This is a genomic window from Pseudoclavibacter sp. CFCC 13611 (assembly GCF_008831225.1).
In the GTDB taxonomy this organism is placed as follows: domain Bacteria; phylum Actinomycetota; class Actinomycetes; order Actinomycetales; family Microbacteriaceae; genus Pseudoclavibacter_A.
In genome coordinates, this window is the sequence record NZ_WBKE01000001.1 from 933989 (window position 1) to 952008 (window position 18020).

Here is an 18020-nt window from a genome sequence, read left to right on the forward strand (position 1 = left end):
TCAGTCTCAGCGAGCGTCGGCGCCGACCCGCGTCTGCACCTCGTGCAGCACCTCGAGCAGGGCCTCGACCGGCTGCGCACCGGAGGCGCCGAAGCGATCGTTGAACAGGAAGAATGGCACTGATGAGATGCCGAGTTCGGCGGCGCGTCTTTCGTCGGCCTGCACCTCGCCCGTATGCGAATGCGTGCTCAGCTCGCGACTGATCGATGCGACATCGAGGCCCTGCTCACCGGCGATCTCCTCGAGCGTCTCGAGACGACCGATGTGGCGGCCCTCGCTGAAGTGGGCGTGAAACAGCGCCAGTGCGACTTCGCGTTCCCGGTGGTCGAGACGGGCCGCGTGCAGCAGCTCGTGGGCAAGACCGGTGTTCGACTGCTGCAGCACGTCGAAGTGGAAGTCGAGCCCGGCGTCGGTGGCGGCCACGGTCACTCGGTCGAGCTCGGTTTGGGCCTGAGACACCGTGATGCCCTTGATGTCGGCCAGATGCTGCGCCGCGCTGCGGGCGTCTGCGTCATCTGCATCGGGGTTGAGTTCGTAGCTGCGCAGACCGAGCAGCACACGGTTCTCAGGCCGCTCTTCGCTGAAGCGCTGCACCGCCGCGAGCAGATTGCTCAGTCCGATGTAGCTCCACGGGCAGGCGAGGTCGATCCAAGTCTCGACGCGGAGCGCAGGCGCTCCGTCTGACGACGACTGCTGAGCGGGCGCGGGGGAGTCTGGCATGTTCGGTCTCTCATCCATCTGAAAAGGGTGACTCCATGCTAGCGAGAGGTGCGTGCGCGCTCACGACGACCGGCCGGGCGGTGCGACCCCAGACGAGCCGGCGGGTGTCAGACCCGACCGCGACCGGAGAGCTCCGGAGGCAGGAACTTCGGCGTGAAGTGCCACAGCAGCCAGGCTCCGACGACGCCCAGACCGGCCATGACCGCGGCAGAGGCCGCGATCCCGGCGGCGGCGGCGAGGCCGGAGAGAATCAGCGGCGAACTCGCGCTGCCGGCGTCTGCGACCAGACGCCAGGCTCCCAGAAACGCCGCTGGGTGGTGCTCCGGCGCCAGATCCGCGCCCATGGTCATGATGATGCCGGATCCGAGGCCGTTGGCCAGAGACATCAGGCTCGCCGTGACGAGCAGCCCCCACGGCCCGTGCACCGGCAGCAGCGCGAGGTGTGTCACCGCAAGACCGAGCAGCGTCGGCAGCACGACCCAGAGCCGCCCGAAGCGATCCATGAGCTGGCCCGACACGTAGAAGAGTGCGAGGTCGAGGGCACCTGCGATGCCCATGATCAGCGCGATGGTCTCGGTGTCTGCGCCGATGTGCGTGCCCCAGAGCGGCAGAATGACCTGGCGGCTGGATCGCAGCAGCTGCACTGCGGCGATTCCCAGCCCCATGGTCGCGAGCACGCGTCGCGAGCTGACGAGGGTCTGCCACAGCGATGGGGCGGATGCCGTGGGGTCGGAGGCGTGGGCATCGTGCGGCTGGTCTGTGGCCGGCACGTCAGACGTGGATGCCCCGGTGGGAAGGCCAGCTCGCAGCAGTGCCTCAGGGTCGGGCATCAGCACCAGCAGCACGGCGACCACGACGCTGAGCGCGATGCTGGCCACGAAAGCCGACGTGCTGCCGAACCATGCGATCAGCGGGGCGACGAGCATAGGGCCGAGAAACAGTCCGCCTCTGACGGTGCCGCCGAGCACTGACATGGCACGGGCTCGATGTGAGACCGGCACGAGCTCGGTGAGCAGAGCGTGTCTGGCGAGGTTGAACGCGGCAGCGGCCATGCCGACCAGCAGTGTGCCGACCAGCAGCACGGTCACAGACGATCCCACTGCGGCAACCGCGGCTCCGGCTGCGCCGAGGGCAGCCGCAACGATCATCGTGCGCTGCTCGCCGAGACGAGCGACCATCCAGCTGCTGGGCAGATCGCCGATCACCTGACCGATCATCAGCATGCCGGCGATGAGCCCCGCGAGGGCGGTGTCGGCTCCGAGCTCGACCGCTCTGGCCGGCAGCACAGGCACCAGGCAGGCCTCAGCGGTCGCGAAGAGCAGAGCTGGAAGAAAGATCGGCACGGCATACCGACGCAGCTGATTCATCCGGCCAGTGTAGACCCGAGGAGGCTGTCGGCTCTCGGTGCGCTGAATCTCGCGTTGCTCGGGGGTCGGGGGTCAGGGGTCGGGGTCGGGATCGGTGTCGGTGTCGGCCGGTCAGGGTAGAGTCAGCGCGACCGAAAAAGACGAGCGAGGGCAGAAGGCACCATGGTGACGCAGCGCGGCGCACGCGACGAACTGCTGCAGGTCGACGACCTGGTCTGTGTGCTTCGTCGTCGCCCCGTGCGGCGAGTGAGCCTCAGAGTGGGGCGCGTGGGCGGCGCACCCCAGAGTGCTCTCGGCGCGTTCAGCTCTGTGGTGCTGACGGCTCCGGCAGGCATGCGCGAGTTCGAGCTGCGGCGTTTCGTGCGCACCAATCGCAGCTGGATCGATCGCTGTCTGGCCGAAGAGCGGCGGCGAGACATCGCGGTTCCGCAGCTCGACTGGTCTGAAGAGCAGATCGCATGGGCGAAGGCCCGACTGGCAGAGCTCGTGCCTGCGCTGATCGCATCGTGGACCCGGCGTCTCGATCTGCCGCGGCCGACGTGGACGCCGCGTCTCATGCGCACGCGCTGGGGAAGCTGCACGCCCGCAACCCGACGCATTCGCTTCAGCCTCGAACTGGCTCGCTACGATGACGCCTTTGTCGAGTACGTCGTGGTGCACGAACTCGTGCATCTGCGAGTGCACAACCACGGTGCCGAGTTCCAGGCCATGATGAGTGCCGCGCTGCCGGCGTGGCGTCGTCTGCGGGCCGCGCTCGGGCATCCGCGCGCCGACATGCTCGCACCCGGTGGCCGCGAGTGCAGGGCGCAGGAACCCGCCTGAGCGCGCGTTCGCAGGCATGGCGCGACAGATGAGGCCTACTCTGAGTCGTCTGTCGGGTGCACCGGGTGGTCGAGTTTGGCATGACGACCGTCTGCCGACGAGCGCCCGGTCAGCCGCCGCATCGCCCACGGCCAGAGATACTCTCTGGCCCATTGGACATCGGCGGAGGTGACGTGCCAGCGACCGACAGGCGGCCCGGCCACATGCTCGGGGCTGAGATCGTGTTCGACACCGAGTGTCTCGAGTACGCGAATGGCCATCAGATGGTGGCCGAGGGGCGAAAGATGCAGACGATCCGGCGCCCAACGACTGGGGTCATGGAGTGCGCGCAGCCCCCATTGGTCCACGACCAGCGCACCCCGGCGTGCGGCGCTGGCGCGCATGTTCTCGTTGTAGATCGCGACCTTGCCGCGAATCAGAGCGAAGGCGGGCATGGTGCGCAGATCGGGGCCGGTGAAGATCAGCACGGTCGCACCGGTGGCGGTCAGCCGTGCCAGAGAGCGATCGAAGATGGCGGCCACACGGTCGGGGTCGCTGCCAGGGCGCAGAATGTCGTTGCCTCCGGCGCAGAACGTGATGAGATCCGGCCGCATCGCGATGGCCCGGTCGACCTGCTCGCGAACGATCGGCTGAATGAGCTTGCCGCGCACGGCGAGGTTGGCGTATTCGAACGTGGGAGTCTGCCTGGCCAGGACTTCGGCTGCTCGGTCGGCCCAGCCTCGTACGCCGCCCGGAGCCTGCGGGTCTTCGTCTCCGACGCCTTCGGTGAAACTGTCGCCGATGGCGACGAAACGCTGAAAAGGCACGGTGGCGGGCGATGAGAGCTCACTCATGCAGACTCCTTTCGTTGTTGGCCGCAGGCGCCGGTGCCGGTGACCGCCACTCGCCGGTGCGGCGGCGCATGGCATCCTCTCGAATGCGAGCGCGCAGCACCCGCCGGCGGTGTCGCTGCCAGCGTTTGACCGACCAATCGATGATCACGCCCAGCGAGAGCGCGATGGCGATGGCGAGGACGGCGGCGAGAAACGGCGACTGCTTGGCCCATGCTCCGGCGAGCAGGCCAATGAGCACCGAGTACACCGACCAGCTGGCTCCGGCGAGCAGACTGAGCGGGGCGAACCGGCGCCAGGGAAAGTCCGTGGCTCCGGCGGTCATATTGACGACGACGCGCCCGACGGGAATGTAGCGGGCGGCGAGTATGAGAACGGCCGGACGGCGGTGCAGCGTGTGGCGCGCGGTCTGGATGAGCCGCTGCATGCGCGGACGGGCCGCCCAGGCGCGCTGATCCAGATGCAGTCGCGAACCGAGCCAGAAGGCGATGTTGTCGCCGGTTGCCGCGGCAACCGCTGAGACGAGCAGCAGCATCCAGAGTTGAGGCTCGCCCTGCGCGACGGCCAGCGCCGCCAAGGCGACCACCAGAGACTCACTCGGCACGGGTGGAAAGAACGCGTCGATCGCGATGAAGAGAAACAGGAAGACGAGAACCCAGGGGCTGGACGACATCGTGAGCAGAGTCGCGTCGAACGCGTCGAACATCTCGGTCATGCACTGCCTCTCGTACCCCGACAGTCTACGGTGACTCCCGTCACGGCTCGGACAGCGGCGCCGAACCTCATGGCCAGCTCACAACCAATCGACAGCTTCGTCGCGTGACCCTCGTCGATTCGGGGAATCGGCCCGCCCGGTATGCTGACTCAATATGTTCGAGAGTCTCGACGCAATGCCGATCTGGGTGCCGATCGGCCTGGTCGTCGCTTCGCTGATCGCGGGGCTGGTCGATTCGATCGTGGGCGGCGGCGGGCTCATCCAGCTGCCGGCGCTGCTGCTCGTGCCAGGATTTCAACCGGTGCAGGCGCTGGCGACGAACAAGGTCGCTTCGGCGTGCGGCACGATCACCAGCTCGATCACCTTTGCGAGGCGGGTGCGGCCAGACTGGCGGATGCTGGCCCCCGTCGTCGTCGCGGCGTTCGCGGCTTCGTTCGGCGGGGCGGTGCTCGCCGCACGGCTGCCGGCCGGCATCTTCACGCCGATCATCGTCGTGGTGCTCGTCGGCGTGCTGATCTTCACCCTGATGAGACCGGAGCTCGGCAGCCGTCCACGTGACGACCTCGGCAGCGTGTCGCTCGCGATGCTGCGCGGGCTGGCCCTCGGCCTGGTGCTCGGCTTCTACGACGGCCTGCTGGGGCCGGGCACCGGCGTGTTTCTGGTGCTGGGCATCACGCTGGTGCTGCAGGCCGATCTGCTTCGTGCCGCGGGTGGGGCGAAGATCGTGAACGTGGCCACCAACCTGGGCGCCCTGGCATATTTCATCCCGTTGCAGGCGGTGCACTGGCCGCTGGCGATTCTGCTCGGCGCGGCGAATCTCGTCGGCAGCTATCTCGGCGCACGGCTCACCATGCGTCTGGGGGCACGATTCGTGCGATGGATGCTGGTGATCGTGGTGAGCGCGCTGATCGTTCGCCTCGTACTGCAGCTGTTCGGCGTGTGACCGAACAGCCGCAGGCGAGAGGCCAGGGTGCGGTTGCGCTGGCGGATCAGTCGAAGAACGTCTCGATGTCGGCACCGAGCGAGACGAGTCTCTCCTGCAGCTGCTCGTAGCCGCGGGCGATGATGTCGACGTCGCGCAGCACGCTCTCGCCCTTGGCCGCGAGCATCGCGATCAGAATGACGACCGCGGGGCGCAGTGCCGGCGGGCAGCTGATCTCGGCACCAGACCAATGGGTCGGGCCGGTCACGTCGAGGCGATGCGGGTCGCGCAGCCGAACGTCGGCGCCCAGACGGGTGAGGTCGGTCAGATGGATGGCACGACCCTCGTACACCCAGTCGTGAATGAGGGTGTGCCCGTTGGCGCAGGCGGCGATCACCGTGAAGAACGGCAGGTTGTCGATGTTCAGACCTGGGAACGGCATCGAATGGATCTTGTCGATCGGTGCGCGCAGCGTCGAGGGAAAGACCGTGACGTCGACCAGCCGCGTGCGGCCGTTGTGCGCGGCGTACTCCGCTGAGAGTGAGTACTGCAGTCCCATCTCGTGCAGGGTCGCGAGTTCGATCTCCATGAACTCGATCGGCACGCGACGCACGGTGATCTGCGAGTCGGTGACGATGCCCGCCGTCAGCAGGCTCATGGCCTCGATCGGATCTTCGCTGGGCCAGTAGTCGACGTCTGCGTCGATGTGGCTGCGGCCGGTGATGCGCAGGGTGGTGGTGCCGATGCCCTCGATCTCGATGCCCAACAGCTCGAGGTAGAAGCAGAGATCCTGCACCATGTAGTTGGGGCTGGCGTTGCGTATGGTGGTGACTCCGTCGTGCACCGCGGCCGCCATGATCGCGTTCTCGGTGACGGTGTCGCCGCGTTCGGTGAGCACGATCGAGACGTCCTGCGGGGTGTCCTGCGACACGGTGGCGTGGTACCAGCCGGCTTCGGCCTTGATGCCGAGGCCGAATGCCTGCAGAGCGATCAGGTGCGGCTGCACCGATCGCTCGCCAAGATCGCAGCCGCCGGCATAGGGCAGGTCGAAGCGGGAGTGGCTGCCGAGCAGCGGCCCGAGGAACATGATGATGCTGCGGGTGCGCCGACCGGCGGCCTCGTCGATGTGGGTCAGATCGAGGTCTGCGGGAACCCGGATCTCGACGTCGTTGCCGTCATCGCTCCAGGTGACGCTGACGCCCAGGCTGCGCAGCACGTCGATGATGCGATCGACCTCGACGATGCGGGCGACGCGATGCAGGCGCGTCGTGCCGCGGTTCATCAGCGATGCGCAGAGCAGTGCGACGGCGCCGTTCTTGCTGGTCTTGACATCGATCTCGCCGTGCAGCTTCTTTCCGCCGTGCACGCGCAGATGCGTGTGTCGAGGGCGGTCTTCGAGGTTGATCAGTTCTCGTCCGAGCGCGTCGCTGATGCGGCCGAGCAGTTCGACGCCGATGTTCTGGCTGCCGTGCTCGATGCGGTTGATCGCCGACTGACTGGTGCCGACCTGTTCGGCGAGCTCAGCCTGGGTGAGATTGCGGCCCTGCCGGGCGCTGCGAATCAGCAGCCCGACCTGCTTCACGAAGGGCGAGGGGGCGTTGGGTGTGGTCTTGATCGCCTGAGTCATATGCGCGAGTGTATCTCGTATCTGAGATATTCGGAATGTGACACGCAGGGTCGGAGCAGGCGGTCGCGGTTTCGGCTCGGTAGTCTGAACCCGGTGCGGATGTGCCGCAGCCTCTGCCACGAAGGAGCATTCAGATGAACGCCGACTCCCGCAACCCGAAACCACGCATGAGCGCCTCGTCTGGACCACGAGAGCGCGGGTGGGCGGGGTGGAAGCTGACCGTCTGGGCGGCTGGCATCATGCTGGTGCCTCTGATCGTGCTGCTCTTCGTGCCGAATCACGAGATCTGGACGCTCGCATGGTTCGCCTATGTCTCGCCGATCATCGCGGTCGTGTTCGGGGCCATCTGGGGCCGGGGGCGTGAGCACCCGAGCGAGCTGTGGCAGCTGCCGGCGGCCGTCGCGGTCATTTCGGCCGTCGTGGTGCTGATCTTCATGCGGCCGTTCGACGTCATGTCGGCCACGATCATCGTGGGCGAGTGCTTCGTCGTCGGCATGATCGGAACCCTGGTCGGGCTGGGCCTGCGCAAGCTCTCGGGCAAGTAGCGCTTCACACAGACGCGCCTCGCGCAGGTCGCTGGTGGCGGCAGCAGGGGATGCGTCGTGCGCAGCACAGAGTCTGGCGCCCCTGAGCCGGTCGCGTCTGCACCTGGGGTGCCGACGAACCACGGGCATCCAGCCAGACCACGCAGCCGTAAGGGCATATGAAAAGGCCCGGTCTGCCTCGCGAGAGTGCGAGGCAGACCGGGCCGAGTGCTGATCAGCAGTCGAGCTGATCAACGGTGGATCAGGCGGGGATCATCCAGCCGAGCACCGGTGTCGACTGCAGGAACACGATGATGCAGACGATCAGCAGCAGGCCGAGCGACCAGGGGAGCGCCTTGCGCAGAATGGTCGACTCCTGACCCTTGAGATCGACAGACGTTGCGGCGATCGTCAGGTTCTGCGGGCTGATCATCTTGCCCACGACGCCACCTGACGTGTTGGCAGCCGTGAGCAGGTGCTCATTGATGCCGATCTGGTGCGCAGCCGTCTGCTGCAGCTTCGCGAAGAGGGCGTTCGCCGAGGTGTCTGACCCGGTGACCGCCGTGCCGAGCCAGCCGAGGATCGGCGACAGGAAGGCGAAGAACACGCCGGTTGCGGCGAGCCACTGACCGATCCAGATGGTCTGCCCGGAGAGATTCATGACGTACGCGATCGACAGCACGGTGGCAACCGTGGCCAGCGAGATGCGCGACTTCACGATGGTGTGCCAGAACTCTGCGAGAGCCTGCCCGACGGTCATGCTGAACTTGCCGCCTGCGGTGAAGATGCTGAACACGATGGCGACGATGATTCCGGCGATCAGCAGCGTCGTACCGGGCGACGACAGCCATGTCAGTGTGTACGTGGCCGACGAAGAGATCTTGCCGTCGGCGGTCATCAGACTCTGACTGAGGCCGGGCCAGGGAATCTTCAGGTCGGTGCCTGCCAGCAGCTTCGGAATGTTGGCGCCCATCGTCCAGAGCTTGGTGAAGCCGAAGAGTGCGATGACGATGATGTACGGCAGCAGAGCCATCCAGACACGCACGCCGGTGAGCGGCTCTTCTTTGACCTTCGACATCTGGTCTTCGGGGGTCGTGGGCTTCCAGAACTTGAGCAGGATGGTGGCGATCAGGAAGCCGCCCAGTGCAGCGACGACGTCCGTGAGCTCGTAGACGAAGTGGTGCGCGCACCACCACTGCAGCACAGAGAAGGTGAGGCCGGTCACCAGTGCGGGGAACCAGAGCTGGCGCACACCGCGGAAGCCGTCGAGGATGAGCAGCAGCAGAATCGGCACAACCCATGCGATCAATGGTGTCTGCACGCCGACGACCTGTGCGATCGCCTCGGCCTGGGCCCGCTTGTCGCCGTCACCGGCGGTCAGGTTGCCGGCGGTGGTGATCGGCACGGCCATGGCGCCGAAGGCGACCGGGGCGGTGTTCGCGACCAGCACCGCGAGCGCGGCGCGCAGCGGCGGCAGACCGAGCGCCACCAGCATCACACCGGTGATCGCGACGGGCGCGCCGAATCCGGCGAGCGCCTCGAGCAGGCCGCCGAAGCAGAAGGCGATCAGCACAGCCTGGATGCGCATATCGCCGCGACCGACGCTCGAGAAGATGCGTCGCAGGTCGTCGCTGCGCCCGCTGAGCACGGTGACCTCGTAGAACCAGATCGCCGTGATGACGATCCACATGATCGGGAACAGGCCGAAGACCGCTCCTTGGGTCGCTGCGGCGAAGGTGAGCCCGACCGACATCTTCATACCGAAGATGGCGACGAGCATCGCCGTCAGCAGCGCTCCGAGACCGGAGCGCAGAGCACTGATCTTGAACCCTCCCAACAGCACGAAGAACACCACGAGTGGGATAAGTGAGACGAGAGCAGTAAGCGGAAGGCTGCCGCCGATGAGGCTTGACTCCAGATTGGGAGTGAAGCCATCGCTAAGCAGGACCGCGGTGTCTGAGGGCGACATGGTCGTGATTCTCTCCTTCGAGAAGTCGGACGTTAGAGACGCAGATGCGTCGTTCGGGCAGATTATCTGGCGTGGTCAGACCACGTCAAGTCGTGAAATACGGTTAGTGTCTCAGGAGCGGGTCAGGCCGCTGCGGTGTGGGCCTCGGTCAGCTGGTAGTAGCCCGTGATGTGGTCGGTCACCAGGCGCGTCGCCGCCTCGTGGTCGCCGCGACGAAACGCCTCGAGGATGCCGGTGTGCTCGGCGTGCAGCGTGCGTGCGGTGGTCGGCCAGTCTGGCAGCTGTCTTGCGCGGTCGAGTGTGTGGTCGGCGATTGCCGTGCGCATGCCGTCCATGAGCGTGGAGATGAGCGGATTGGCCGCAGCGTCTGCGAGCGCGGCGTGAAAGCTGGCGTCCAGCGCCAGATACTGCTCGACGGGAAGGTCGGGGTCGGCCATACGATCGAGCAGACGCTGGGCTACCTCCCAGTCGGTGTAGCCGGGGTCGGCGTGGCCTGCGACCCAAGACTCGAGCAGCAGACGGGTGTGTACCACGTCTTCGAATCGCACACTGCGTGAGCTGAGCTGCATTCCGAGCGCGAGTGCGAGAGCCTGCTGCGGCTCGGCGATCACGATGGTGCCGGAGTTCGGGCCTGAGCCCGTCGCAGAGGTGAGCGTGCCGAGTGCCTCGAGAATGCGCAGGCCCTCTCGAACCGTGCTGCGTGAGACCCCGAGCTGCTCGGCGAGCTGGCGTTCTCCGGGCAGACGATCGCCGACCGCGAGCGTACCCGCAGCAAGCTGGTCTCTGACCCAGGACATCACCGTCTCATGTGCTCTCATAGCGAGATGAGGATACCCTACATTGCCGCGTTTCCGCGAAAGTGGTGGCATGGACTCCAGCGGCGCCCGCTCGTCGAAAGTGTGGTCAGACCACAGTGTCGACGCCTGTTCCTGGGCACAGCCGCCAGCTGATTCTGTCAGTCGCAGCGAACGGAGGCACTCCATGCGAGTGGGAATTTTCGGAACGTGTCTGGTCGACACGCTCTATCCAGATGTGATCAGGGCGACGGCTCGTCTGATCACCAGACTCGGCCACGAGGCGGTGTTCCCCGAGGGACAGACCTGCTGCGGCCAGATGCACATCAACACGGGCTACCAGAAAGACTCTCTGCCGCTGGTGCAGAACTACGTCGACGTCTTCGGCGACTCGTCGATCGACGCCGTGGTGCTGCCGAGCGGCTCATGCACAGGGTCGGTGCGACACCAGCATCCGATGATCGCCGGAAAGTTCGGCGACGAGGCGCTGAGCCGAGAGGTCTCGTCGGTCAATGACAAGACGTACGACCTCGCCGAGTTCATCGTCGACGTGCTCGGTCTCACCGACGTCGGAGCCTACTTTCCGCACACTGTGACCTACCATCCCACCTGCCACTCGCTGCGCATGATCCAGGTGGGCTCGCGCCCGTACCGACTGCTGCAGAACGTCGAGGGCCTTGAGCTGCGCGAGCTGCCCTTCGCAAAGGAGTGCTGCGGCTTCGGCGGCACCTTCGCCGTCAAGAACGCCGCGACCTCGACCGCAATGGTCGAAGACAAGGTCAAGCACATCGAAGAGACCGGTGCAGAGTACTGCGCCGCCGGGGATGCCTCGTGCCTGACGAACATCGGCGGAGCCATGTCGCGCCTGCAGCTGGGAACGAAGACGATCCACCTCGCGCAGATCCTGGCCTCGACGCATGCCGACGCCGATCGCTCGATCACGTTGCTCGGCGAGGAGGTGGCCGCATGACCACGTTCCTCGGCATGCCGGCGGTTCCGCCGGTCGCCCCGGCAGGGGTCGGCAACCTGCGCGGCACAGAGAAGTTCCAGCAGGCAGCGGTGCACGAGCTCGCCAATGAGCAGCTGCGCCGCAACCTGAACTTCGCCACGCACAAGATTCGCGACAAGCGTCAGCACGTCGTCGACGAGATGCCTGACTGGCAGCGTCTGCGTGAGGCCGGTTCGCGCATCAAGCGCGAGGTGCTCGCCAACCTGCCCGATCTGCTCGAGCAGCTGGAAGAGAAAGTGACCGAACACGGCGGCCAGGTGCACTGGGCTCGTGACGCCGCAGAGGCGAACGAGATCGTGCGCGGCATCGTCGCCGATCATGGCGCGAAGGAGGTGCTCAAGATCAAGTCGATGGCCACGCAGGAGATCGGCCTGAACGAGTACCTCGAAGAGCACGGCATCCATGCTCAAGAGACCGACCTGGCCGAACTCATCGTCCAGCTCGGCCACGACAAGCCCTCCCACATTCTGGTGCCGGCCATCCATCGCAACCGCAGCGAGGTGCGCGACATCTTTCTCAAAGAGATGCCGGGCGTCGACCCCGATCTCGACGACAACCCCGCCCATCTGGCTGAGGCGAGCCGCCGCTTTCTGCGAGAGAAGTTCCTGACCTCGAAGATCGCGATCTCGGGTGCGAACTTCGGCATCGCCGAGACCGGCACGCTCTCGATCTTCGAGTCGGAGGGCAACGGGCGTATGAACCTGACCCTGCCCGACACACTGGTCACCGTCATGGGCATCGAGAAGCTGCTGCCTCGCTTCAACGACCTCGAGGTCTTCACCCAGCTGCTGCCGCGCTCGTCCACCGGCGAGCGCATGAATCCCTACACCTCACTGTGGACCGGCGTCACTCCCGGTGACGGCCCGCAGGAGTTCCACCTCGTGCTGCTCGACAACGGGCGCACCCACGCTCTCGCCGACGACATGGGACGCGAGGCGCTCAAGTGCATTCGCTGCTCGGCATGCCTGAACGTCTGCCCGGTCTACGAACACGCCGGCGGACACGCCTATGGATCGACCTACCCGGGCCCGATCGGAGCCATTCTCTCGCCGCTGCTGACGGGCATGGAAGACTCACACGACCCCAACAGCTCGCTGCCCTACGCGTCGAGCCTGTGCGGGGCCTGCTACGAGGTCTGCCCGGTCAAGATCGACATCCCGTCGATCCTCGTCGAACTGCGCGACCAGAAGGTCAACACCGTCGGCTCCGGGCTCGAGAAGCCGATGCTGAAGACCGTGGCGTCGGCCATGAGCTCCGGCAAACGCTGGCATGCGGCGCAGAAGGCGGCCAGCATCGGCGGCCGCATCGTGGCTGGCCCTGACAAGAAGATCACCAAGCTGCCCGGGCTCTTGGGCGGCTGGACGGACGCCCGCGACTTTCCGGCGCCGGCGAAACACTCGGCTCGCGAGTGGTTCAAGACCGCGGATGCCAAACGTGAGCTGGCGGCCGAGCAGGCGCGTTCCAACGCAGTGCAGGCCGATCTGACGCAGCGCCCCGGCAACCAGGACGCCCAGCGCGACGCCGATTGGGAGCGCAGGCCCATGCCCGCAGGCTTCCCGAGCCCCGCGGCGTCGTCTGAGCAGTCCGAAGAACGAAGCAGCACGCAGGGGAGCACAAAGTGAGCACCGCACGCGAAGACATCCTGGATCGCATCAAAGACGCGCTGCGGATCGCGCCGCCGGTGGTCGAGCCCGTGGTGCGCGACTATGACGCCGAGATCGAGCTGCCCGACGCCGAACGCATCGATCTGCTGATCGATCGGCTCGAAGACTACAAAGCCGAGGTGCGGCGCGCCACGCCGAGCACCATCGGGGCAGAGGTCGCCTCGGCCCTCGCCTCCGTGCAGGCGAGCCGCGTCGGCATCCCCCCGGCACTGGATCGCAGCTGGCTGGGAGACTACGCGGGCGAGGTGCAGGTCGACGACGCGTCGATCCCTGCCGCATCGCTCGACAGCCTCGATGCCATCGTCACCGGAGCGGCCGTGGCCTGCTCGATCAGTGGCACGATCTTTCTGGACGGCAGCGGCACCCAGGGCCGCCGCGCGCTGACCCTGGTGCCCGATGTGCACGTATGCGTGGTGCGGGATGCAGAGATCGTCGTCGACATGCCGGCGGCGATTCGGCGGCTGGTGCCGGAACGGCCGATCACGATGATCGCCGGGCCCTCTGCGACCTCGGACATCGAGCTGCAGCGCGTCGAAGGCGTGCACGGCCCGCGCACCCTGATCGTGGTGATCGTCTCGGCCGAATGACTCGCCCAGACTGAGCAGTAGCAGACCCCGGTCGGCCGTGTGCCGACCGGGGTCTGCTACGCTTTCGACGAAGACACGGGGTGCTCCGAGAGCTGGAGCTGAGATGAGACCCGCTGAACCTGATCTCGTTCACACGAGCGGAGGGATGTCACACGATGGAATCGACGCGCGTCGAATCCGACACCGCAGTCGTCGTCAGCGACGTGGTATACACGCCTGAGGGCGCAGCGGCGCCGGTGCTCGAAGAACTGCGCCTGAGCATCCAGACCGGCGAGCACGTCGCCGTGATCGGTCGTTCCGGCTGCGGCAAGACCACCGCCCTGTCGGTGATCGCCGGGCTGCTCACACCAGACGCAGGCACGGTCCGAGTGCTCGATCACTCCGATCCGGCCGAACGAGTGCGCAGCTGCGCACTCATGCCTCAGGGCGACTCCCTGCTGCCGTGGCTCTCTCTGGTCGACAATGTCGCGATGCCGCTGCGCAACCGCGGCGTCTCCAAGTCAGCCGCACGCGAGCAGGTACGTCCACTGGTCGAGCAGTGGGGGCTCGGCTCGGTCGCGCACCACCGCCCGCATGAGCTGAGCGGCGGCATGCGACAGCGTGCTGCTCTGCTGCGCGCCCTCGCCGCCGACAAACCCGTCCTGCTCGCCGACGAGCCCCTGGGAGCCCTCGATGCGATCACCCGTGCCGACGGTCAGACCTGGCTGCGCGAGCGGCTGCGCGATCGACAGACCACGCTCGTGCTGGTCACCCACGACGTCGACGAAGCCCTGCTGCTGGCTGATCGGGTGCTGGTGCTGGCCGGACGGCCTGCGCGTGTGACCGCTGAGAGTCGCGGCTGGTTCGGCGATCCTCGCTCGCGCACCGAGCTGCTCGCAGACGTCGATCTGGCCGCTGCGCGCACCGGTCTGCTGACCGCGCTGTCCGCAGAGGGGGCGATGCGGCGATGAACACACGCAACGCACAGAGCCGCCTGCACCGGGTGCTGCCGCCGGCCATTGCGGTCGTGATCGTGCTGGCCGTGTGGTGGGGGGCCACCACGTGGCTCGGAGTGCCGAAATACCTCGTTCCGGCCCCGCAGGACGTCATCGTGGCGCTCGGCCGCTACTGGGGCACGCTGTGGTCGGCCACTCTCGTGACCGGCAGTGAGACTGTGCTCGGCCTGCTGGTCGGCGTTCTCGCCGCCGGCGTCATCTCGGTCACGGTCTTCGCGGTGAAGCCGCTGCGCAGCGCCCTCGAACCCCTGCTGATCGGCACGCAGACAGTGCCGGTCATGGTCTTCGCCCCGATTCTCACGATCGCGCTCGGCTACGGCATCGCGTCGAAGGTGGTGATCGTCGCGCTGCTCTGCTTCTTTCCGGTGACCGTCAGCCTGCTGTCGGGCCTGCAGAGCGTCGACCCGCGGCTGATCGACACGATGCGCACGCTGTGGGCAAGCCCGAGCGCGCTTTTCTGGCGCGTGCGGATGCCATTCGCACTGCCGCAGGGCTTCGCCGGGCTGCGCATCTCGGTGACCTTCGCTCCCGTGGCCGCCGTCTTCGGCGAGTACGCCGGATCGAGCAATGGTCTGGGCTATCACCTGATCCAGGCGATTCCCAGACTGCGCACCGACTTCGTCTTCGCCGAGGTCGTGCTGCTCACCGCCATGACGGCCGCCCTGTACCTGCTGACGCTGCTCGCCGAACGCCTGGTGTGCGGCTGGCAGCGTGACAGCCTGCGCTGAGCCCCCGACCTCGGGCGACATCGGCGATCGCGCCGATCGAACGGCGCACCGCCCCCGGCCGTCACACCCAGAATCCCGGTCCCGATGCCACCTCACGGCACAGATAACTTCACAGCACCGATAACTTCCCGGCACAGACAACTTCCCAGAACCGATACCACTTCCACGAACCGATACCACAGAGAAGACGAAGGAGAGACAATGATCACCTCGCAGACCGCGTCCCAGAGGCGGGCGCATGCACGCATCCGCCGATCGATGGGCATGGGGCTCGTCGCCGGAGCCGCCGTGTTCAGCCTGGCGCTGAGCGGATGCACGAGCCAGCAGCAGGATTCGGCCGCCTCAGACAGCCTCGACCCGGTGAGCGTGCTGCTCGACTGGACGCCGAACCCCGACCACGTGTCGCTCTACACGGCGCAGCACACCGGCGCGTACGAGCAGGCCGGGGTCAAGGTGGACTTCACCACGCCGAGCGGCACCGCAGACGCCGCGAAGATGGTCAGCCTCGGTCAGACCGATCTGGCGATCTCGTACGAGCCCGACACACTGATCGCCGAGGGGGAGGGGCTCGACGTCATCTCGGTGGGCGCGCTCGTTCCGACCAGCCTCAACTCGGTGATGACCTGGGAGGGATCGGGAATCAACGGACCGCAGGATCTCGCCGGCAAGAAGGTCGGCACGTCAGGGCTCGCCTCGCAGGAGACGACGATGAACTACATCGCCAAGAAGCACGGCGTCGACCCGTCGACGATCACCTACGTGAACCTGTCACAGGGGCTCAACCAGCCGCTCATCGATCATCAGGTCGATGCGACCATCGGCGCATACCCGAACATCGAGGGCGTCGAGCTCGCCGAACACGGCAGCTTTCCGTCGTGGTCGAACACCGAGCTCGGGCTGCCCGACTACGACGAGCTCGTCGTGATCGCCCAACGTTCGCGTCTGCAGAGCGACTCGGCCTACGCCGAGCGCGTGCGCAAGTTCCTGGCCGGCACGGCGAAGGGCCAGGAGGCGGCAGAGGCGAGCACCGACACCGCCGTCGAGGCTCTGACCGGACCGACCGACGGCGCCTACGAACCCGATGTGCTGCGCCGGATGGTCGAGCGCACGGTGCCGCTGCTGAAGAACGACGGAGGCTTCGGTCACCAGCCGGAAGACGACTGGGCCGCGTACGCCGCCTGGATGCACGAGAACGGTCTGCTCGAGAACGAGTACGACGGCCGTCAGGGACTGACCAACGAGTACCTGCCCGGCAGGTGATCGAGGCTCCGCAGTGAGAACGGGCTGCGGAGACACCGAACGGTGAGTTCTGGCGTCTCCGCAGCCCTTCGTCTGTGCGGCGGCCTCAGCCGCGGGCTGCGTCGATGATCAGATGACGCCCTGTGCGATCATGGCATCGGCCACGAGCTGGAAGCCGTGGATGTTCGCACCGCGCACGTAGTCGCCCGGGTGACCGTACTCTTCGGCGGTGCGACGCACCGAGCGGTGCAGCCGGGTCATGATCTGCTCGAGACGCTCCTCGGTGTATTCGAACGTCCACGAGTCGCGCGAGGCGTTCTGCTGCATCTCGAGTGCCGAGGTGGCGACGCCGCCGGCGTTGGCCGCCTTGCCCGGGCCGAAGAGCACACCGGTCTTCTGGAACGTGCGCACCGCGTCTGGCGTGCAGGGCATGTTCGCGCCCTCGGCGACAGCCCGGACGCCGTTGCGCACCAGGGTCTCGGCATTCTCGGCGTTCAGCTCGTTCTGGGTGGCGCAGGGCAGAGCCACGTCGATGCCGTCGACATCGGCGATGTCCCACACCGAACCGCTGTCTCGGTACTCGGCGCGGCCGCCGCGGCGTTCGACGTAGTCGCGCACGCGACCGCGCTCGACCTCTTTGATCTCGCGCAGCAGCTCGAAGTCGATGCCGTCGGGGTCGTGGACTGCTCCTTGGGAATCGGAGGCGCCGATGACCGTGCCGCCGAGCTGCTGCACCTTCTGAATGGCGTAGAGCGCGACGTTGCCTGATCCCGAGACGATGACTTTTGCGCCGTCGAAGCCCTGCTGGCGAGTCTCGAGCATCTCACGGGCGAAGATGACGGCACCGTAACCGGTCGCCTCGGTGCGGGCACGCGAACCGCCCCAGCCGATGCCCTTGCCGGTGATGACACCCGACTCGAACTTGTTGCGCAGACGTTTGTACTGCCCGAAGAGGTAGCCGATCTCACGGGCGCCGACACCGATGTCGCCGGCTGGCACGTCGACGTACTCGCCGATGTGGCGCTGCAGCTCGGTCATGAACGACTGGCAGAAGCGCATGACCTCACGGTCGCTCTTGCCCTTCGGATCGAAGTCGGAACCGCCTTTGCCGCCGCCGATGGGCAGACCGGTGAGCGCGTTCTTGAAGATCTGCTCGAAGCCGAGGAACTTCACCGTGCCGAGCAGCACGCTGGGATGAAAGCGCAGACCGCCCTTGTACGGGCCGAGGGCGCTGTTGAACTGCACACGGAATCCGCGATTGATGTGCACGTGATTGCGATCGTCGGTCCAGGGAACACGGAAGATGATCTGACGCTCGGGCTCGCACACGCGTTCGAGGATCGCCGACTCGGCGTATTCCGGGTGACGTTCGAGCACCGGCTCCAGCGACTCGAACACCTCGTGTACCGCCTGGTGGAACTCTCGTTCGCCAGGATTCCGAGTGAGCACGGTCTGGTACACCGAATCGATGAACTCAGCTGCTTTGGACATTCATGAACCTCTCTGCA

General features: G+C 66.5%; 17 protein-coding genes and 1 riboswitch. Of the genes, 9 read left to right on the forward strand and 8 right to left on the reverse strand.

Annotation, left to right across the window (positions count from 1 at the left end; genetic code table 11):
• Positions 1–6: 6 nt before the first annotated feature.
• Both F8O08_RS04085 and F8O08_RS04090 read right to left on the reverse strand, forming a co-directional pair.
• Positions 7–720, reverse strand: a complete 714-nt coding sequence (locus tag F8O08_RS04085; protein WP_192497708.1) for a DsbA family protein — start codon at positions 718–720, stop codon at positions 7–9.
• Between the two features lie 107 nt (positions 721–827).
• A complete protein-coding gene (locus F8O08_RS04090) occupies positions 828–2087 on the reverse strand; it encodes an MFS transporter (protein WP_158042606.1) in 1260 nt (419 codons plus the stop codon).
• 162 nt (positions 2088–2249) lie between these two features.
• Here F8O08_RS04090 and F8O08_RS04095 point away from each other — a divergent pair, with 162 nt between their 5' ends.
• Complete coding sequence (locus F8O08_RS04095; RefSeq protein ID WP_158042607.1) at positions 2250–2909, forward strand: M48 family metallopeptidase; 660 nt, start codon at positions 2250–2252, stop codon at positions 2907–2909.
• A gap of 35 nt (positions 2910–2944) precedes the next feature.
• On the opposite strand, the gene F8O08_RS04100 is transcribed toward F8O08_RS04095, so the two are convergent.
• Together F8O08_RS04100 and F8O08_RS04105 are read right to left on the reverse strand one after the other, a co-directional pair.
• On the reverse strand, positions 2945–3742 hold the full coding sequence (locus F8O08_RS04100) for an SGNH/GDSL hydrolase family protein (protein WP_158042608.1): 798 nt from the start codon (positions 3740–3742) through the stop codon (positions 2945–2947).
• Positions 3735–4454, reverse strand: a complete 720-nt coding sequence (locus F8O08_RS04105; protein WP_225733559.1) for a DedA family protein — start codon at positions 4452–4454, stop codon at positions 3735–3737. The genes F8O08_RS04100 and F8O08_RS04105 overlap by 8 nt, the downstream gene beginning before the upstream one ends.
• A 154-nt stretch (positions 4455–4608) precedes the next feature.
• Here F8O08_RS04105 and F8O08_RS04110 point away from each other — a divergent pair, with 154 nt between their 5' ends.
• Positions 4609–5397 carry a sulfite exporter TauE/SafE family protein gene (locus tag F8O08_RS04110; protein WP_158042609.1) on the forward strand — a complete coding sequence of 263 codons (789 nt, stop codon included), beginning with the start codon at positions 4609–4611 and terminating at the stop codon, positions 5395–5397.
• Between the two features lie 46 nt (positions 5398–5443).
• Here the strand turns inward: F8O08_RS04110 and F8O08_RS04115 are convergent, their stop codons facing one another.
• Complete coding sequence (locus F8O08_RS04115; RefSeq protein ID WP_158037704.1) at positions 5444–7003, reverse strand: helix-turn-helix domain-containing protein; 1560 nt, start codon at positions 7001–7003, stop codon at positions 5444–5446.
• Between the two features lie 134 nt (positions 7004–7137).
• Between F8O08_RS04115 and F8O08_RS04120 the strand changes: the two genes are divergently transcribed.
• Positions 7138–7548: a hypothetical protein gene (locus F8O08_RS04120; protein ID WP_158042610.1), complete on the forward strand. Its 411-nt coding sequence runs from the start codon at positions 7138–7140 to the stop codon at positions 7546–7548.
• A 241-nt stretch (positions 7549–7789) separates the two neighbouring features.
• On the opposite strand, the gene F8O08_RS04125 is transcribed toward F8O08_RS04120, so the two are convergent.
• Both F8O08_RS04125 and F8O08_RS04130 read right to left on the reverse strand, forming a co-directional pair.
• On the reverse strand, positions 7790–9496 hold the full coding sequence (locus F8O08_RS04125; RefSeq protein ID WP_158037706.1) for an L-lactate permease: 1707 nt from the start codon (positions 9494–9496) through the stop codon (positions 7790–7792).
• Positions 9497–9618: 122 nt separating this feature from the next.
• On the reverse strand, positions 9619–10293 hold the full coding sequence (locus F8O08_RS04130; protein WP_225733608.1) for a FadR/GntR family transcriptional regulator: 675 nt from the start codon (positions 10291–10293) through the stop codon (positions 9619–9621).
• 184 nt (positions 10294–10477) lie between these two features.
• Here F8O08_RS04130 and F8O08_RS04135 point away from each other — a divergent pair, with 184 nt between their 5' ends.
• From F8O08_RS04135 to F8O08_RS04160, 6 genes are all read left to right on the forward strand, one after another.
• The gene (locus F8O08_RS04135) at positions 10478–11260 is read left to right on the forward strand and encodes a (Fe-S)-binding protein (RefSeq protein WP_158031198.1); all 783 of its coding nucleotides are present in this window, start codon (positions 10478–10480) and stop codon (positions 11258–11260) included.
• Entirely contained in the window at positions 11257–12921 is a 1665-nt protein-coding gene (locus tag F8O08_RS04140; protein WP_158042611.1) for a LutB/LldF family L-lactate oxidation iron-sulfur protein, read from the forward strand. The genes F8O08_RS04135 and F8O08_RS04140 overlap by 4 nt, the downstream gene beginning before the upstream one ends.
• On the forward strand, positions 12918–13550 hold the full coding sequence (locus tag F8O08_RS04145; RefSeq protein WP_158042612.1) for a LutC/YkgG family protein: 633 nt from the start codon (positions 12918–12920) through the stop codon (positions 13548–13550). The genes F8O08_RS04140 and F8O08_RS04145 overlap by 4 nt, the downstream gene beginning before the upstream one ends.
• Positions 13551–13616: 66 nt before the next feature.
• A riboswitch (TPP riboswitch) is annotated at positions 13617–13713 on the forward strand.
• The gene (locus F8O08_RS04150; RefSeq protein WP_158042613.1) at positions 13706–14500 is read left to right on the forward strand and encodes an ABC transporter ATP-binding protein; all 795 of its coding nucleotides are present in this window, start codon (positions 13706–13708) and stop codon (positions 14498–14500) included. (Overlaps the previous riboswitch by 8 nt.)
• Positions 14497–15273, forward strand: coding sequence for an ABC transporter permease (locus F8O08_RS04155; RefSeq protein ID WP_158042614.1), 777 nt, complete (start codon positions 14497–14499; stop codon positions 15271–15273). The genes F8O08_RS04150 and F8O08_RS04155 overlap by 4 nt, the downstream gene beginning before the upstream one ends.
• 201 nt (positions 15274–15474) lie before the next feature.
• Positions 15475–16533, forward strand: coding sequence for an ABC transporter substrate-binding protein (locus F8O08_RS04160; RefSeq protein ID WP_158042615.1), 1059 nt, complete (start codon positions 15475–15477; stop codon positions 16531–16533).
• 108 nt (positions 16534–16641) lie between these two features.
• Here the strand turns inward: F8O08_RS04160 and gdhA are convergent, their stop codons facing one another.
• Entirely contained in the window at positions 16642–18003 is a 1362-nt protein-coding gene (gdhA, locus tag F8O08_RS04165; RefSeq protein WP_158031204.1) for an NADP-specific glutamate dehydrogenase, read from the reverse strand.
• Between the last annotated feature and the right edge of the window lie 17 nt (positions 18004–18020).

What these genes read in the sequence shown, in the direction of transcription:
- F8O08_RS04085 (WP_192497708.1), bottom strand. Translation starts at nt 720, where the DNA reads ATGCCAGACTCCCCCGCGCCCGCTCAGCAGTCGTCGTCAGACGGAGCG.
- F8O08_RS04090 (WP_158042606.1), bottom strand. Translation starts at nt 2,087, where the DNA reads ATGAATCAGCTGCGTCGGTATGCCGTGCCGATCTTTCTTCCAGCTCTG.
- F8O08_RS04095 (WP_158042607.1), top strand. Translation starts at nt 2,250, where the DNA reads ATGGTGACGCAGCGCGGCGCACGCGACGAACTGCTGCAGGTCGACGAC.
- F8O08_RS04100 (WP_158042608.1), bottom strand. Translation starts at nt 3,742, where the DNA reads ATGAGTGAGCTCTCATCGCCCGCCACCGTGCCTTTTCAGCGTTTCGTC.
- F8O08_RS04105 (WP_225733559.1), bottom strand. Translation starts at nt 4,454, where the DNA reads ATGACCGAGATGTTCGACGCGTTCGACGCGACTCTGCTCACGATGTCG.
- F8O08_RS04110 (WP_158042609.1), top strand. Translation starts at nt 4,609, where the DNA reads ATGTTCGAGAGTCTCGACGCAATGCCGATCTGGGTGCCGATCGGCCTG.
- F8O08_RS04115 (WP_158037704.1), bottom strand. Translation starts at nt 7,003, where the DNA reads ATGACTCAGGCGATCAAGACCACACCCAACGCCCCCTCGCCCTTCGTG.
- F8O08_RS04120 (WP_158042610.1), top strand. Translation starts at nt 7,138, where the DNA reads ATGAACGCCGACTCCCGCAACCCGAAACCACGCATGAGCGCCTCGTCT.
- F8O08_RS04125 (WP_158037706.1), bottom strand. Translation starts at nt 9,496, where the DNA reads ATGTCGCCCTCAGACACCGCGGTCCTGCTTAGCGATGGCTTCACTCCC.
- F8O08_RS04130 (WP_225733608.1), bottom strand. Translation starts at nt 10,293, where the DNA reads ATGTCCTGGGTCAGAGACCAGCTTGCTGCGGGTACGCTCGCGGTCGGC.
- F8O08_RS04135 (WP_158031198.1), top strand. Translation starts at nt 10,478, where the DNA reads ATGCGAGTGGGAATTTTCGGAACGTGTCTGGTCGACACGCTCTATCCA.
- F8O08_RS04140 (WP_158042611.1), top strand. Translation starts at nt 11,257, where the DNA reads ATGACCACGTTCCTCGGCATGCCGGCGGTTCCGCCGGTCGCCCCGGCA.
- F8O08_RS04150 (WP_158042613.1), top strand. Translation starts at nt 13,706, where the DNA reads ATGGAATCGACGCGCGTCGAATCCGACACCGCAGTCGTCGTCAGCGAC.
- F8O08_RS04155 (WP_158042614.1), top strand. Translation starts at nt 14,497, where the DNA reads ATGAACACACGCAACGCACAGAGCCGCCTGCACCGGGTGCTGCCGCCG.
- F8O08_RS04160 (WP_158042615.1), top strand. Translation starts at nt 15,475, where the DNA reads ATGATCACCTCGCAGACCGCGTCCCAGAGGCGGGCGCATGCACGCATC.
- gdhA (WP_158031204.1), bottom strand. Translation starts at nt 18,003, where the DNA reads ATGTCCAAAGCAGCTGAGTTCATCGATTCGGTGTACCAGACCGTGCTC.